This is a genomic window from Acetobacter pasteurianus, assembly GCF_009914215.2.
Taxonomy (GTDB): Bacteria; Pseudomonadota; Alphaproteobacteria; order Acetobacterales; family Acetobacteraceae; genus Acetobacter; species Acetobacter pasteurianus.
Genome location: NZ_CP039846.2, coordinates 200,501 through 216,522 on the forward strand (window position 1 = coordinate 200,501; position 16,022 = coordinate 216,522).

The following is a 16,022-nucleotide window of genomic DNA, read 5'->3' on the forward strand; positions in this document are numbered from 1 at the left end:
ATCTGCATCATTATCGCCACGATAGTTGTGGGGATCATGATGGTGTCGTCCCTTTACAAAAACCTTAGCGCGTTGATGACATCCCCATCCCCTGAAGCGGCAATGGAGCAGAATGCTGGCCAGTAAGTCTGGCAAGCTGTTTCGCTCTGCCTGCTTTTGTGTGCTGCTTACAGCTGGCACCACAGAAGCAGGCAGAGCCGCGGATGTTCCAGATGCTCCATCCTCCCCCCATATGGGTGGCACTTTGCGTCTGGTCGCGGCTTCTTCCGGCGGCACGCTGGACCCCCAGATCAATTACTCCGGCAAATACATCAATCTGTTTGCCAATGTGTATGATGGGTTAACCACCTTTCGCAAAGCCGATGGTCTGGCCGGAGCAGATGTGGTGCCAGATTTGGCAGAAGAACTCCCACAGCCTGAAGATAGCGGCCTGACCTATACCTTCCGCCTGCGTGAAGGCATTACGTTTTCCAACGGTCAACCCGTTACCACAGCAGATGTTGTGGCATCCTTCCGCCGAATTTTTCGTGTAGGTAGCCCAACGGCCGGGGCTTTTTATGGTGCTATTAAAGGTGCTGATACCTGCCTACGCAGCCCGGCAGACTGCAAACTTGAAGGGGTTGTAGAAAACCCCGCCACCCGCAGGATCACGTTTCATCTTACAACGCCTGATACAGAATTCCTGCATAAGCTGGCATTTACCCACGCCGTTATTTTACCAGCCAACGCGCCAGACCACGATACCGGCAACGTGCCCTTACCCAGCTCTGGCCCCTATCAGCTTGCAGCATATGACCCAAACCGGTTTTTGAAGCTGGAACGCAACCCGTATTTCAAGGAATGGAACCCGCAAGCACAACCTTTCGGCTACCCGGACCGGATAGACTATACCTTTGGCATACCGGATGAAGCTGCCGTAACCGCCGTAGAAAACGGACAGTATGACTGGATGGCAGACCCTATTCCCCTAGACCGATTGGGAGAATTGGGCAGCCGCTTTGCAAGCCAGACACACGTATTGCGCCACCCGGCCATGTATTTTCTGCCCATGAACATGCGGGAAGCACCTTTTTCTTCCCTCAAGGCGCGGCAAGCCGTCAATTACGCACTAAACCGCAAGGCCATGACCATTTTATATGGCGGCCCCGGCATTGCCCGCCCGCTATGCGGCATGCTGCCTTCCACTTTACCGGCATCCTCTACGCAGTGTTTTTATACCAAGGATGCCTCTCCTGAATCTCCCGCCCCCATGTGGCGTGGCACAGATATGGAAAAAGCGCGCAATCTGGTGCGTGAAAGCGGAACATACGGCCAGAAAGTAACAGTAATTGCCGCAAACACCAGCGTGGATCTGGCTATGGGCGCATGGGTGCGGGATATGCTGCAAAGCCTTGGCTACCGTGCCAACCTGCGCCCACTTAGCAGCGCGCTGGCTTTTTCCTACATGCAGAATTCGGATAACCATGTGCAGATTGGCGTAGCCTCCTGGTCTGCCGATTATCCATCGGCCTCCAACTTTTTGGATGCTTTATTGGGGTGTGAAAATATTCATCCCGGTTCAGACAGTTCCATCAATATTCCCGGCTTTTGCAACCAAGATGTACAAAGCCTGATGGATAAGGCCAAAACGGATGTAAGCCTGAGCGCACAGGCACAAAACGCCTTGTGGCAGGAGGCAGACAGGCGGGTTATGGAGCAGGCCCCCGTAGCCCCCGCCATTGAAAAAGATGCTGTGATTTTAACATCCCCACGCCTGAAAAACCTGCTGTTTACAACCGTAAACCAGCTTTTGTTTTCTCAGGCATGGGTTCAGTAACTTATCCCGCTTTAACGCTTTATCCACAGAATCTGTGGATGAAACGTGGGACAACCGCAGGATGAACGCTGGAAGAACCGGATAACCCGGTTATCCGCTTATTTCAGACGCTCCAGAACGGCATCTCGTACAACTGGGGGCAATGGCACGTAGTCCAGCTCCCGGCTGGCGGCTTCTCCATCCTTCACACCCCAACGGAAGAACGTTCTTACAGCGTTTCCGTGGTTTGCCTCATTCGCCTCACGCGGCACAAGCGCGTAGGTGGTGGTAACAATCGGCCAGCTTCCGGCGCCATCTGCATCACAGAGCGAGGCTGTCATGTCTGCGTGGTCCCACGTCGCGTTTTCAGCAGCCCGTGTAAAACTGGTAACGGACGGCACCACAAATTCCCCGGCCCGATTTTGCAGAACAACTGTGGAAAGGTGGTTGCGCTCTGCATAGGCATACTCTGCATAGCCCACGCTGCCTTCCGTATTTTTTACGTAAGAGGCAATGCCATCATTCCCACGCGCGCCTGCACCAACTGGCCACGCAACAGACGTGCCGCGCCCTACCTGTTTTTCCCATGTGGGGGAAACTCGGCCAAGATATTCTGTAAACACGTAGGTTGTGCCAGACCCATCTGCCCGATGCAGCGGAGCCACGGGCAGATCCGGCAACGTCACACCGGGGTTGAGTGCTACAATGCGCGGATCATTCCACTGCGTGATGGAACCATCATAAATAGCGGCCAGAACGGGACCAGTAAGCCGCAAGGCACCTTCTGGCACACCCGGCACATTGGCAATAACAACAATGCCGCCAATAGCGGTGGGGAACTGGAGCAGATGCCCAGCTTCCAACCGCGCATGAGACATAGGAGCATCGGATGCCCCAAAATCTACCGTGCCAGCCAGAACCTGATTTTGCCCGGCACCAGAGCCAATGGTCTGATAATTAAGCTGCACACCGGTTTGCGCCGCAGAATGCGCAGACCATGACTGATACAAGGGCGCAGCAAAGCTGGAACCGGCCCCTGTAATCTGCTCGGCCTGCGCCTGCGGCAAAACAGCGCCTGCCAAGCCACACAACAAGGCAGAAAGGGCAACAGTTTTCTTCCAACTCATCATTTTTGCCCTACCCACCATGATGCGCTTTTCCTTCATACAGCCCTGCTCCTTGCCACTTAACGCAGGGTTGCGCCTGTTGCCTTGGTAACAGCGGCAACAATTTTGTCAGACACAGCTTCCAGCTCTGCATCTGTCAGGCTTTTATCCATGGGCTGAAGGGTGACTTCCACACCAATGGAGCGATGTCCTTCTGGCACGTGTGGGCCTTCATACACATCAAACAGGCTCACATCTGCCACAAGTTGACGTTCCGCCCCACGCACAGCCCGCAGCAGTTTTTCACCCGGTACATCGCGCGCCACAACAAATGCAAAATCACGCCGCACAGGTTGGAACGCAGAAAGACGCGGTGCGGCTTTCTTTTTACGCTTAGGGTCTGGCACTGTATCAGGCATTAGCTCAAACCCGACAACTGGCACATCAATACCTTCGGCCTGAAGCAGAGATGGATGCAGTTCACCAAAATAGGCCAGCACGTTTTTAGGCCCTTGCCGCAGCACGCCAGAACGGCCGGGGTGGTACCAACCCGGTGCATCTATAGTGGTGCTGATGGCATCTGGGTTGACACCAAGCTGCTGGAGCAGCTCCAGCGCATCGGCCTTGGCCGCCCAGAGGGAAACAGGCTGTCCCGCTTGCCCCGGATAACGCGGTGTGTGGCCAGAGCGCACACCAGCTACCACTGGCTGCTGGCCGTTTTCTGCAAAAGCTGGGCCAACTTCAAACAGCCCCAGATCACCCCAACCACGTGCACTGTTGTGCTTAACCGCAGCCAACAGGTTGATCATGGGTGTGGGGCGCATCTGGTCCAGATCAGATGCAATAGGGTTGAGCAGACGCAGGGATTCCGGCGCACCACCAAAGCGCTCAGCCACCTCGTGCGAGACAAAGGAGAAACCGACTGTTTCTGTTAGCCCGCGCGCAGCCAGAAAGCGCCGTGCCAATGCCAGACGTGCCTGCCGGGGTGTAAGTGCTGCTTCTGGCACAACCACCACAGATGGCAGCGGCACCGCAGGCACAGCATCCAGCCCTTTCAGGCGCAGCACTTCTTCAACCAGATCACTTTCTGATTCTATGGCAGCCACACCTTCCGCAGCCTTGGCCGCCACATCAGCCGGAATACCTTCGCCCTGTGCCAGAACAGGCTTTTGGGCAATATCATTCCGCCATGATGGCACGCTCACGCGCACTTGCGTATCGGTGCGTTCCTGCACCTCAAAACCCAGCTTTTCCAGCAGGTCCACGCTTTCATCAGCAGGCACATCCAGCCCACCCAGATCACGCACGCGGGCAAAGCGCAGTGTGGCATCACGCTGCCATGCGGGCTGCGCACCGGCAGAAACAACTTCGCTGGCCTCACCACCGCACAGTTCAATAATCAGATGTGTGGCTGCTTCCAGTGCGGAAACGGGCAGAGCCGGATCTACCCCGCGTTCGAACCGATAGCTGGAATCGGAAGAAACACCCACGCGGCGGGCGCTCAGAGCAATTTTCACAGGGTCAAACAGTGCGCATTCCACAAATACATCTGTGGTTTCTGCTGTGGCACCTGTGGCCTCACCGCCCATAATCCCGGCCAGAGACTGCACACCAGCCTGATCTGCAATCACGCAGTCTTCCGGGCCAACGGTGTAATCCTGCCCATCCAGCGCACGAAACTGCTCACCTTCACCACGGCAGATTGTCAGCTTACCACCAGCAATTTTAGCAGCATCAAACACGTGCAGCGGGCGACCGAGATCGAAACAGAAATAGTTGGTGATATCCACCAGAGCGGAAATCGGGCGCAGGCCGATGCTTTCCAGTTTGCGCTGGAGCCATTCTGGGCTGGGGCCATTTTTCACACCACGAATAGTGCGGCCCAACACCCACGGGCAGGCTTCCGGGTAGGAAATATCCCACACCACAGGGGAATCAAACTTGCCTTCCACCGTTTCTGCCAGCCACGGGCGCAATGTGCCCAGACCGGCAGCAGCCAGATCCCGCGCAATGCCACGCACACCCAGTGCGTCACCCCGGTTGGGGGTAATGGCAATGTCGATCACCACATCATCAAGGCCAGCAAAATCAGCGTAGGACTGACCGGGAAGCGTATCTTCCGGCAATTCTGCAATGCCGTTGCTTTCTTCACCAAGGCCCAGTTCACGCAGGGAGCACAGCATACCGCCGCTGGCTTCTCCACGGATCTTGCCTTCCTTGATGGTAATATCCAGCCCCGGCACATAGGTGCCCGGCTTGGCAAAAATCACGGCCAAGCCTTTGCGCGCGTTGGGTGCGCCACATACCACCTGCACGTCCTGAAAACCGGGGCCTGCATCTACCCGGCATACCTGAAGGCGGTCTGCATTGGGGTGCGGCTGGGCATCCAGAATACGGGCAGTTAAAAATGGTTCAATCGCCGCGCCGCGGTTTTCTACACTTTCAACTTCAAGCCCGATCTGGTTCAGCTTCGCGCAGATTTCTTCCAGCGTGGCCTGCGTATCCAGATGGTCATACAACCAAGATAGCGTGAACTTCATTCCTCACACCCCCTCATGCAGTAGCGCGGGCGCAAGTGGGTCTGACCCATAATAGCGCAGCCAGCGGATATCACTTTCATAAAACGAACGCAGATCGGGAATACCGTTCTTCAGCATGGCCAGCCGTTCAATGCCCATACCAAAGGCAAAGCCCTGCCATTCACGCGGGTCCAGCCCACAGTTAGCCAGCACACGGGCATGCACCATGCCTGCACCCAGCACTTCCAGCCAGTCTTCCCCTCCACCGATCTCACCGGTTTTACGAGACCAGCCGATATCCACTTCCAAGGAAGGTTCGGTAAACGGGAAGTAGGAAGAACGGAAGCGCACCGGCAGTTCCGGCTTACCAAAAAACGCCCGCAAAAATTCAATCAGACAGCCCTTAAGGTGCCCCAACGTAATGCCCTTGCCCACAACCAGGCCTTCGCACTGGTGGAACATGGGGGAATGCGTGGCATCATGATCCGCCCGGTAAGTGCGGCCCGGCACAATAACGCGGATAGGTGGCTTTTGCGCCAACATGGTGCGGATTTGCACGCCAGATGTCTGGGTACGCAGCACACGCGTTACATCCAGCCCCGGCTGTGGCGGCAGATAAAATGTATCATGATCCGTGCGGGCAGGATGATGATCAGGCGTGTTGAGAGCAGAGAAGTTGTGCCAGTCGGTTTCGATATCCGGCCCTTCTGCCACCTTAAAGCCCATGGCGCCAAAAATGGCGGTCATTTCTTCAATCGTGCGGCTGATGGGGTGCAGGTAGCCACGTTCTACCGGCGGTGGCGGCAGGGTAACATCTACCCGTTCAGCAACCAGACGGGCTTCCAGCTCTGCGGCTTCCAGTTCCTTGCCGCGTGCTTCAACAGCGCGGGTCAGCTCATCACGCAGGCGGTTCAGCGCCACACCGCGGGCTTTGCGTTCATCTGGCTGCATTTTCCCCAGCGCTTTGAGCAAAGCCGTCAGCCTGCCGGATTTTCCCAGGGTGCTGACACGCACGGCATCCCATGCTTTCAGGTCTGTGGCGCCAGCCAGTTCGGACAGGACTTCCTGCCGCAGAATCTCAAGATCGTTGCTCATGAAACCTCACGCGAGGAGAAAATGCTTACCGGGCGGATACAATTTCCCGCAGCGGGAGAAAAGCCCCAAGAGGGAAAACCACATCCTCCCTCACCGGCACCAAGCAAAAAGGCCGCCCACGGGGGACGGCCTTTTCTTCAACCTTATCGTATCAGACAGGCAGATCAGGCAGCCAGAGCAGCCTGAGCCTTCTTTACGATTTCAGCAAAAGTTGCGGCATCATCAAACGCAATGGCGGCCAGCACCTTACGATCGATTTCGATACCAGCCTTGTCCAGACCGTTGATGAAACGGCTGTAGGTCAGGCCATGTTCGCGCACCGCAGCGTTGATACGCTGAATCCACAGAGCGCGGAATTCACGCTTTTTGTTGCGGCGGTCACGGTAAGCATAGCGCAGTGCCTTTTCAACACGTTCCAGCGCAATGCGATAGTTGGTGGAGGAGCGGCCGCGATAACCCTTGGCCAGTTCCAGAACCTTTTTATGACGAGCAAGGGTGGTAACACCCCGTTTTACACGTGCCATGAATCAGATGCTCCTTATAGCCCGTAGGGGGCCCACTGCTTGACGGTACGACCGTCCTGCGGGGTCATGGTCTGCGTGCCGCGAGCGGAGCGCTTCATTTTCTGTGTGCGCTTGATAAGGCCGTGGCGTTTACCGCACGGACCAGAGAGCACCTTGCCGGTTGCGGTGATTTTAAACCGCTTTTTGACCGACGACTTGGTCTTCATCTTGGGCATTTCAACACTCCTGAACAAATCTGGATAACGTCACCTTAAATAATTAAGGCAACCAACCACGGCCGGGCATGCCCTACAAGCCCGGACGCGTGTGCGAATGCGCTCCCTTAACGGAAAGCCCCATCACTTTCAAGCCTCACATACGCAGCTTTCTTGCTTATGCTGCGTTTTGCCCCAACATTATGCCCAACAGATATTTTAAAGCGAGGTACACGGTTTTCATGATCCCTCTTTCCAACGCCACACTGCATCAGCTTCCTGTTCAGGTTACAACGCCGCGTTATGACCGGCAGAAAACCACGGCAGGCATTGCACATCTTGGCGTGGGCAATTTTCATCGCGCCCATCAGGCCATGTATATCAACAAAGTTCTGGAGCGCGAGGGCCAGCAAGGCTGGGCCATTGTTGGCGTAGGCCTGCGCAATACACCGCGCGAAGACAAGCGCGCTGCCATTATGGCGGAACAGGACAACCTGTACACACTCACCGCCTTTGCGCCCGATGGCACGCATGAAACCAATGTTATCGGCAGCATTATAGAATATGTGCACGCAGCCAAAGATCGCGCTGCCGCCATTAAGCGCCTGACAGACCCGGATATTAAAATTGTCACCCTGACCATTACAGAAGGTGGCTACTACTTGGATGCTGAAGGCAACTTCACGCTCGATCACCCTGATATTAAAGCAGATTTAGCGCGCGATGTGCCTGAAACAGCATTCGGGATGATATGTGAGGCCCTGCGCCAGCGGCGCGAAAGCGGCACCGGCCCCTTTACGGTGCTGAGCTGCGATAACCTGCGCCATAATGGCAAAGCTGCCCGCACGGCTTTTTGCACCTACGCCACAGCGCGTGACCCTATTTTGGGCGCGTGGATGAAGGAAAACGTTACCTTCCCATCCAGCATGGTGGACCGGATTACGCCATCTGTTGGCGCAGCAGATGTTACACGTCTGGATGCCCTGACAGGTGTTGCTGACCAGATGCCCATTTTTGCAGAAGATTTCACGCAATGGGTGATTGAAGATAATTTCTGCGATGGTCGGCCGGAACTGGAAACCGTAGGCGTTCAGTTTACAGATGACGTTGGGCCTTATGAGCAGGTAAAACTGCGGATGCTCAATGCCTCCCACTCCATGCTGGCACTGCCCGGTGTGCTAATGGGGTATGACACTGTGCCACATGCCATAGAAGACACCTTGCTGCTGGGCCATCTGGAACGTTTTCTGGCAGAAGACGCGTCACCCTTCATCACGCCACCAAAAGGTGTTTCTCTGGCACAATACGCCCAACAGGTATTGCACCGCTTCCGCAACCCTGCGGTGGGCGATCAGCTTTTGCGCATTGCTTCCGATAGCGGCTCCAAGCTGCCTGTATTCCTGACAGATACCGTCAATGGCGTTCTAGGCTCTGGGCGCGATCATTGGCGGCTGGCGTTTGGCACGGCATGTTTTCTGGAATATCTGCGTGGCACTACGGATAAGGGCACGCCCTATACCATTACAGAACCTGCCATTAACGCAGAACAACTTGCGCTGGCCCGTGCAGAAGATCTGGCCACAGGGTTGCAGATGACCGTTTTTGCGGGCTGGAACTTGAAAGACCACCCCGACTTTGCAACTGACGTTGTGAAAATCCGCCAGAGCATTCGCGCTCAAGGCACACACAAAACCCTTGCCCAGCACGCTGGCTAATCTGCCTTAGGCCTTTGTGCCGCCGTACCGTTGCGCTCTCTCTGATAAACCGAATACGGCTACAGCAGAGAAGTGCAACGGCCTCTTTCATCGCAAAAATATGATTTCTTTCAAGAACTGAGCGCATGGCATACATGCAAAATCAACGCTTAACTATATACGTTAAAATATAGATAAAGACGAACCCCCTGTTTTTCTGCAATATTCTCGGCAGACAAATAAATCTTATTCAGATTTCACTGTAATACAGTGGAACCTATGCGTTTATTTACATCGCAATTCCAGATAAGAATCGTCCTGAATCAAGAAACGAACCTCAGACGCTGATCCATCGGCTCATGGCGCGTAGGCTTACGTGTTGCCCGCCAGATGGTACGTTTTTCACGGGATTGGGGGTAGAGTGATCAAACGTCTTCTAGCGGGAGTAGCCGCGGCCGGGGTCCTTGGGGGGCTCGGGTTTCTATATTATGCATGGTATCCACCAATTGCCCCGATTGAGCGGCCAAACCCCGCCAGCTTTTCTGCCGAGCAGATAGAACGCGGGCGGATTGTGGCGGCTGAAGGGTATTGCGCAGAATGTCACACCCGCACAGATAACGGCGGTGGGCCGGAACTGGCTGGTGACTATAGAATGGATACCCCTTTCGGGGCCATCTATTCTTCCAACATCACACCAGATGTTGAAATGGGCATTGGTGCCTGGTCGGAAGAGGCCTTCCGCCGCGCCATGCATCTTGGTGTATCCCGCAAGGGCGTGCATCTGATCCCGGCTTTCCCGTACGATCATTTCACCAAGATGACGGATCAGGATATTTCCGATCTGTATGCCTACATCATGACACGCCCGGCCGTGCATATGTCTCGCCGCCCGAACGAGCTGCCCTTCCCGCTCAGCCTGCGTATTCTTCAGGCTGGTTGGAAACTGCTGTATCTGCGCCCCGGCGTTTACAAGCCCGACCCACGGCATGATGCGTTGTGGAACCGCGGTGCCTATCTGGCCGAAGGCAACGCCCACTGCGGCGCGTGCCACACCCCGCGTGACCTTATGGGGGCCGAAAAGAAAGGCTCTGCCTACGAAGGTGCCGTGGTGGATAACTGGATTGCGCCTGCCCTTAACGAGCACAACCCAACCCCCACCACATGGACGGAAGATGAGCTGTTCCAGTATCTGCGCTTTGGCGTAGCCCCGCTGCACGGCCCGGCCGGTGGGCCTATGTCCCCCGTGCCGCATCGCTTCCTTTCCACCGTGCCGGAAGAAGATGTGCACGCTATTGCGCATTATTTTGCGGATGTGGACCACGCTGCCGAGCGTGAAAAGAACGACAAGGCTGCCTTGGCCCGCGCCATGGAAGAATCCAAAACCGATCTAATCGGCCCGAATGTGGACCCGGACGCAAAGCTGTATCAGGGTGCCTGTGCGGCCTGCCATTACAACGCAGCGCCCACGCCTGTTCTTGGCCGCCCGGATCTGGCGCTGAACAACGCACTGTGGCTGGATGAACCCACAAACCTGTATCAGGTCATGCTGCGTGGGCTTACGGCGGAAGAAGGGCAACCTGGCGTAGCCATGCCCAGCTTCTACAATGCGCTGTCCGATAAGGATATGGCCCGCATTGCCGCCTATCTGCGCCGCACCCGCACCACACTGCCACCGTGGACAAACCTTGAGAAAAAGGCCGCTGAAGTGCGCAAGACCGTCCAGCCAGTTCCTGTCAATTCTTCGCACTAAGACGGAACACGGAGCAAGAGATGATAAAGTTCAAACTCAATGGCCGTGACGTTTCCGTCGATGTGCCAGAAGATACCCCCCTGTTGTGGGCCCTGCGTGATGATCTGGACCAGACAGGCACAAAGTTTGGGTGTGGCGTAGGCCAGTGCGGTGCATGCACCGTGCTGGTGGGTGGCCGAGCCACCCGCTCCTGCATTACGCCCATCAGCTCCATTGAAGGCGCTGATGTAACCACCATTGAAGGCCTGCACCCAGAAGGCAAACACCCCGTGCAGGAAGCCTGGAAGGATATTCAGGTTCCGCAGTGTGGGTACTGTCAGTCCGGCCAGATCATGCAGGCTGTCAGCCTTCTGAAAGATTATCCCGACCCGACGGATGAGCAGATTGATGGCGTAATGGGCGGCAGCCTGTGCCGCTGCATGACGTATGTGCGCATCCGCAAGGCAATCAAGAAAGCGGCCGCCGCCATGCAGAAGGAGGAGGCATCTCATGGGTAAGCTGGAACGCATTGCAGCCCGGCAGGATCGGGCCGCAGGCCGTGGGCCCACGCGCCGCGGTTTTCTGCTTACGGCCATGGGCTCGGCCTTTATGTTCGGCTTTGCGCGGCAGGGTAACGCTGCGCAGGTTTATCCGCAGGCCGCAGGCAATCTGCCCGCCGGCGGTGCGTTTGAACCCACAATCTGGTGCTCCATTGCACCAGATGGCTGGGTGAACGTAAACGTTATTCGTGCAGAAATGGGCCAGCATGTTGGCACAGCCCTTGCCCGGATTATTGCCGATGAAATGGAAGCGGACTGGAACAAGGTTAAGATCACCTATGTAGATACAGACCCCAAATGGGGCCTGATGATTACGGGTGGTTCTTGGTCTGTCTGGCTCACGTGGGATCAGTTCCGCCAAGCTGGTGCGGCAGCCCGCACCGTGATGGTGGAAGAAGGTGCACGCCTGCTGGGTGTGGCGCCTTCTGCCTGTATTGCACGTAATGGGCAGGTTATTGCGGGCAAGCGTTCCATTTCCTACGGTGACATTGTAAGCCGTGCGCACCCCACCCGCACCTTTACGCCAGATGAAATGGCCAAGCTGCCGCTCAAGCCTTCATCCGAACATCGGTTGATCGGGCGTGAAGTTAAAGCGCTGGATATTCCTTCCAAAACAGATGGCTCAGCCATTTATGGCATTGACGCCAAGCTGGAAGGCATGGTGTATGCCCGCCCCAAAATGCCACCCACGCGGTATGGCTCCAAAGTGGTTTCTGTTGATGATACGGAAGCCAAAAAGGTTAAGGGCTATATCCGCTACATTGTGCTGGAAGATCCTTCCAACACAGTACCTGGCTGGGTGGCTGTTCTGGCTTCCTCCTACCCTGCTGCCATCCGCGCAACAGATGCCCTGAAAGTAACGTGGACACCGGGTAAAACCGCCAACGTGACAGAACAGGACATTATTGAGCACGGCCGCAAGCAGATTGCCGAAAAAACCGGCGGTTCGCGCATCTTTAATGATGCCGGAGTGGATGAGGCACTGGGCAAAGCCGATAAGGTGGTGGAACGCACCTATACGTGCTCTTCCGTGCTGCATTATCAGCTAGAACCCATGAACGCCCTTGCCCGCCTGCATGAAGGCAAGTGGGAAGTGCATTGCGGTAACCAGTGGCAGACCCTGTTCCTGCCCGTTATTGCCAAGGCGCTTCAGGTTCCTGAATCCGATGTGGTGATGCGCAGCTACCTGCTGGGTGGTGGTTTTGGCCGCCGCCTGAACGGGGATTACGCAGTTCCCGCCGCGCTGATTTCCAAGGCACTGGGTGGCAAGCCTGTTAAACTGGTGTTTACCCGATCTGACGACGTACTGTTTGATTCCATCCGCTCACCGTCCATCCAGACAGTGCGCGCTGGTGTTAACAAGGATGGTTCCATTAACGGGTGGGAGCATCATGCCTCTGCCGGTTGGCCAACAGGCGTGATGGCTGCCGCCTTTATGGAAAAAGGTGAAGACGGCAAACCATACGATCAGTTCGCCATTGCAGGCGCTGACCACTGGTACGATGTCGGCCCTATTCTGGTGCGTGCGCTGGATAATGATCTGGCCGATGCCACCTTCCGTCCCGGCTGGCTGCGTTCGGTCAGTTCCGGCTGGACACCTTGGGCGCATGAAAGCTTTTTGGATGAACTGGCCCATGATTATGGGAAAGACCCAGTTGATTTCCGCCTTGGGCTGCTAACATGCAAGGGCCGTAATGCGGGCAGTGCTCCCAACTCTGTTGGTGGGGCATCCCGTCAGGCCAATGTGCTTAAAAAGCTGGTGGAAAAGTGCGGTTACGGCAAAGTCAGCCTGCCGAAAGATACGGCCATTGGCATTGCCACCACCTTTGGGCAGGAACGCAACATGCCAACATGGACAGCAGGTGCCGCACAGGTGCATGTTGACCGCGAAACAGGTGTTGTAACCTGCCAGAAAATCTGGCTGGTGCTGGATGCTGGCACGATTATTGACCCAGACGGCGCATTGGCCCAGACCGAAGGCGGCGCATTGTGGGGCCTGAGCATGGCGCTGTTTGAAGGTACGGAAATTGAAAACGGCAACGTGCGTGACCGTAACCTGAACACCTATACGCCCCTGCGTATTACAGATGTGCCGGATATGGATATTGAATTCCTGCCCAGCACGGAAAAACCCATGGGGCTTGGTGAACCGGGTGTAACCACCATTGCACCAGCTATTGGCAACGCCATTTTCAATGCTGTTGGCGTGCGTATGCGGCACCTGCCCGTGCGCCCGGCTGACATTTTGAAAGCGCTAAAAGAAAAAGGGAACGCCTGATTTTTCAGGCACCCGCTTTTCTGTAAAGCAGGCATAATAAAAACCGGCGGCTGGATTTTTCCAGCACGCCGGTTTTTTATTTGAAATTGCACCACCTGTCTAAAGGCGGCGCAATTCACATTCAGTTCAGGCCACAGCAGAAGCAGCAACGGAACGAATAGCCCGCGCCATAGCTTCCACCCCATTGCCTCGGTTGGTGGAAAGTGCCTGCACAAGCCCCAGATCACGCAGGAACTTGGGATCTGTTGCCTGAATTTCTTCCCTGGATCGGCCGGAATATACGCGCAACAGCAAGGCCACCAGCCCGCACACTATGGCGGCATCTGACAGGCCTGCAAAATACAGTTTGCCGCCCTCTTCCTTTTCTTCCAGCCATACCTGGCTTTGGCAGCCGGGCACGCGGTGGGCATCATCACACCATTCTTTCGGGAATGGGGGCAGCTTGCGCCCCATTTCTATGATGTACTGATACCGTTCCATCCAATCATCAAAGATTTCCAGCTCATCGCGGATGGCTTCAATAGCTTCTTCTGCCGTATCTTCCTGCGGCGTTACAAATGGTGCTTCCATTACAGAATAAACCTGCTCAGATCTCCCTTGCGCGCCAGTGGCGCGACTTTTTCCTGCACCATTGCAGCATTTACTTCCACGGTTTCACCTTTACGGTCCGATGCCGTGAAAGAGACTTCTTCCAACAATCTTTCCAGCACCGTGGCAAGGCGCCGCGCCCCAATATTTTCTACACGGTCGTTAATATCTGCTGCCAGTTCAGCCAGTGCATCTATGGCATCATCCGTAAAGTTCAGCGTCACACCCTCTGTGCCCATCAGTGCGATGTACTGCTTGAGCAAAGAATGCTCTGGGTCTGTTAAAATACGGCGCAAATCTTCACGGCTAAGTGGCTGTAATTCTACCCGAATAGGCAAACGCCCCTGAAGTTCTGGCAACAGGTCAGACGGCTTAGCCAAATGGAACGCGCCTGAAGCAATAAATAGAATATGGTCTGTATTCACTGGGCCGTGTTTGGTGGAAACGGTTGTGCCTTCAATCAGCGGCAGAAGGTCACGCTGCACCCCTTCACGGGAGACATCGCCACCCTTTGCACCGCTTTCTGATGCACGGGCACACACCTTGTCTATCTCATCTAAAAAGACAATGCCGTTTTCCTGCGCATTGGCTACGGCTTCCCGCGTAAGGGCCTCACCATCCAGCAGGCGGTCTGCTTCTTCGCGCTTTAGATATTCCCGTGCCACAGAAACCTTGAGCTTTTTCTGCTTGGGGCCACGGTTCATGAAGGCTTTCATCATATCGCCTACATTGATGGCCTGCCCCGGCACGGCTCCGGGCATATCACTGCTTCCGGCAGGGGCCTGCTCGGTTACGGCAATATCAATTTCCTTGTCTTCAAGCTGGCCGCTGCGCAGCATGCTGCGGAATTTGCTTTTTGTATCGGCAGAAGATCCTTCCCCCGCCAGTGCATCTACAATGCGTTCTTCCGCAGCCTGCCGAGCTTTTTCTTCTACATCCTTGCGGCGAGATGTTTTCAGCATGGTGATGGAGACTTCCACCAGATCACGCACAATGCTGTCTACATCTCGGCCCACATAACCCACTTCGGTAAACTTGGTGGCTTCCACCTTCAGGAAAGGAGCCTGCGCAAGTTTTGCCAGCCTGCGGGCAATTTCCGTTTTACCGCAGCCCGTGGGGCCGATCATGAGGATGTTTTTAGGCACAACCTCCTCACGCATACCCTCAGAAAGCTGCGCACGCCGCCAGCGGTTGCGCATGGCAATAGCCACAGCCCGCTTGGCATCCTGCTGGCCAACAATAAACCGGTCCAGTTCGCTTACAATTTCACGCGGGGAAAAGTTAGGAGCATCCATTACCGGCTCTCCTGATCTGAGGCTGCCTTGAGTGTTTCCACACGGACAGAGTGATTGGTGTAAACGCAGATATCACCGGCAATCTTCATAGACCGCCGTACAATTTCCTCTGCCCCTAGCCCATCAACCGTCAGCAGGGCACGGGCAGCGGAAAGAGCGTAATTGCCGCCTGACCCGATAGCGATAATGCCATCTTCTGGCTCCAGCACATCGCCATTGCCTGTGAGGGTAAAGGAATGTTCGGCATCTGCCACGGCCATCATGGCTTCCAACCGGCGCAGATAACGGTCTGTCCGCCAATCCTTTGCCAGTTCCACACAGGCGCGCTCAAGCTGGTTAGGGTAGCGTTCCAGCTTGGCTTCCAGCCGCTCAAGCAGAGTAAAGGCATCTGCCGTAGCCCCCGCAAAGCCCGCCAGAATATTATCCTGCGGGCCTATGCGGCGCACCTTACGGGCATTGCCCTTAACAACCGTGCTGCCCAGCGTGACCTGACCATCGCCCGCCATGGCAACTTCGGCCCCGCGCCGCACGCAGAGAATGGTTGTCCCGTGCCAGCCGACGGGATCATGAGATGAGGAAGCTGTGTGAAAAGTATGCATGATCTTCCTCAGATAAGCCTTATTCCGCCCAGAACAAGGGGTTGGC

Annotated in this window: 13 protein-coding genes; 5 read left to right on the plus strand and 8 right to left on the minus strand. The window is 55.7% G+C overall.

Features of this window, described 5'->3' with window-relative positions:
- Positions 1-112: 112 nt before the first annotated feature.
- The gene (locus FCN51_RS14160; protein WP_160256227.1) at positions 113-1,816 is read left to right on the plus strand and encodes an ABC transporter substrate-binding protein; all 1,704 of its coding nucleotides are present in this window, start codon (positions 113-115) and stop codon (positions 1,814-1,816) included.
- 98 nt (positions 1,817-1,914) lie between these two features.
- On the opposite strand, the gene pstS is transcribed toward FCN51_RS14160, so the two are convergent.
- The 5 genes from pstS to rpmI form a co-directional block, all read right to left on the minus strand.
- Positions 1,915-2,961, minus strand: a complete 1,047-nt coding sequence (pstS, locus tag FCN51_RS14165; RefSeq protein WP_124295295.1) for a phosphate ABC transporter substrate-binding protein PstS — start codon at positions 2,959-2,961, stop codon at positions 1,915-1,917.
- A gap of 20 nt (positions 2,962-2,981) precedes the next feature.
- Positions 2,982-5,441, minus strand: a complete 2,460-nt coding sequence (gene pheT, locus FCN51_RS14170) for a phenylalanine--tRNA ligase subunit beta (protein ID WP_160256228.1) — start codon at positions 5,439-5,441, stop codon at positions 2,982-2,984.
- Between the two features lie 3 nt (positions 5,442-5,444).
- Positions 5,445-6,515 carry a phenylalanine--tRNA ligase subunit alpha gene (gene pheS, locus FCN51_RS14175; protein ID WP_003622905.1) on the minus strand — a complete coding sequence of 357 codons (1,071 nt, stop codon included), beginning with the start codon at positions 6,513-6,515 and terminating at the stop codon, positions 5,445-5,447.
- A 164-nt stretch (positions 6,516-6,679) separates the two neighbouring features.
- Complete coding sequence (gene rplT, locus FCN51_RS14180; protein ID WP_003622900.1) at positions 6,680-7,039, minus strand: 50S ribosomal protein L20; 360 nt, start codon at positions 7,037-7,039, stop codon at positions 6,680-6,682.
- A 14-nt stretch (positions 7,040-7,053) separates the two neighbouring features.
- Positions 7,054-7,254 (minus strand): 50S ribosomal protein L35, encoded by a 201-nt coding sequence (gene rpmI, locus FCN51_RS14185; protein WP_003622898.1) that lies wholly within the window; start codon positions 7,252-7,254, stop codon positions 7,054-7,056.
- 221 nt (positions 7,255-7,475) lie between these two features.
- Here rpmI and FCN51_RS14190 point away from each other — a divergent pair, with 221 nt between their 5' ends.
- The 4 genes from FCN51_RS14190 (at position 7,476) to FCN51_RS14205 (ending at position 13,494) form a co-directional block, all read left to right on the plus strand.
- Entirely contained in the window at positions 7,476-8,948 is a 1,473-nt protein-coding gene (locus tag FCN51_RS14190; protein ID WP_160256229.1) for a mannitol dehydrogenase family protein, read from the plus strand.
- Between the two features lie 400 nt (positions 8,949-9,348).
- The gene (locus tag FCN51_RS14195; RefSeq protein ID WP_160256230.1) at positions 9,349-10,677 is read left to right on the plus strand and encodes a c-type cytochrome; all 1,329 of its coding nucleotides are present in this window, start codon (positions 9,349-9,351) and stop codon (positions 10,675-10,677) included.
- Positions 10,678-10,697: 20 nt separating this feature from the next.
- Positions 10,698-11,174: a (2Fe-2S)-binding protein gene (locus tag FCN51_RS14200; RefSeq protein WP_003622889.1), complete on the plus strand. Its 477-nt coding sequence runs from the start codon at positions 10,698-10,700 to the stop codon at positions 11,172-11,174.
- Positions 11,167-13,494, plus strand: a complete 2,328-nt coding sequence (locus FCN51_RS14205) for a xanthine dehydrogenase family protein molybdopterin-binding subunit (protein WP_124295292.1) — start codon at positions 11,167-11,169, stop codon at positions 13,492-13,494. The genes FCN51_RS14200 and FCN51_RS14205 overlap by 8 nt, the downstream gene beginning before the upstream one ends.
- 126 nt (positions 13,495-13,620) lie before the next feature.
- On the opposite strand, the gene FCN51_RS14210 is transcribed toward FCN51_RS14205, so the two are convergent.
- The 3 genes from FCN51_RS14210 to hslV are packed head-to-tail and all read right to left on the minus strand — an operon-like array spanning position 13,621 to position 15,976.
- Entirely contained in the window at positions 13,621-14,064 is a 444-nt protein-coding gene (locus FCN51_RS14210; RefSeq protein WP_124295291.1) for a SufE family protein, read from the minus strand.
- Entirely contained in the window at positions 14,064-15,377 is a 1,314-nt protein-coding gene (gene hslU, locus FCN51_RS14215; protein ID WP_003628148.1) for an ATP-dependent protease ATPase subunit HslU, read from the minus strand. Before hslU ends, FCN51_RS14210 begins: the two co-directional genes overlap by 1 nt.
- On the minus strand, positions 15,377-15,976 hold the full coding sequence (gene hslV, locus FCN51_RS14220) for an ATP-dependent protease subunit HslV (RefSeq protein ID WP_012812804.1): 600 nt from the start codon (positions 15,974-15,976) through the stop codon (positions 15,377-15,379). The genes hslU and hslV overlap by 1 nt, the downstream gene beginning before the upstream one ends.
- Positions 15,977-16,022 lie beyond the last annotated feature (46 nt).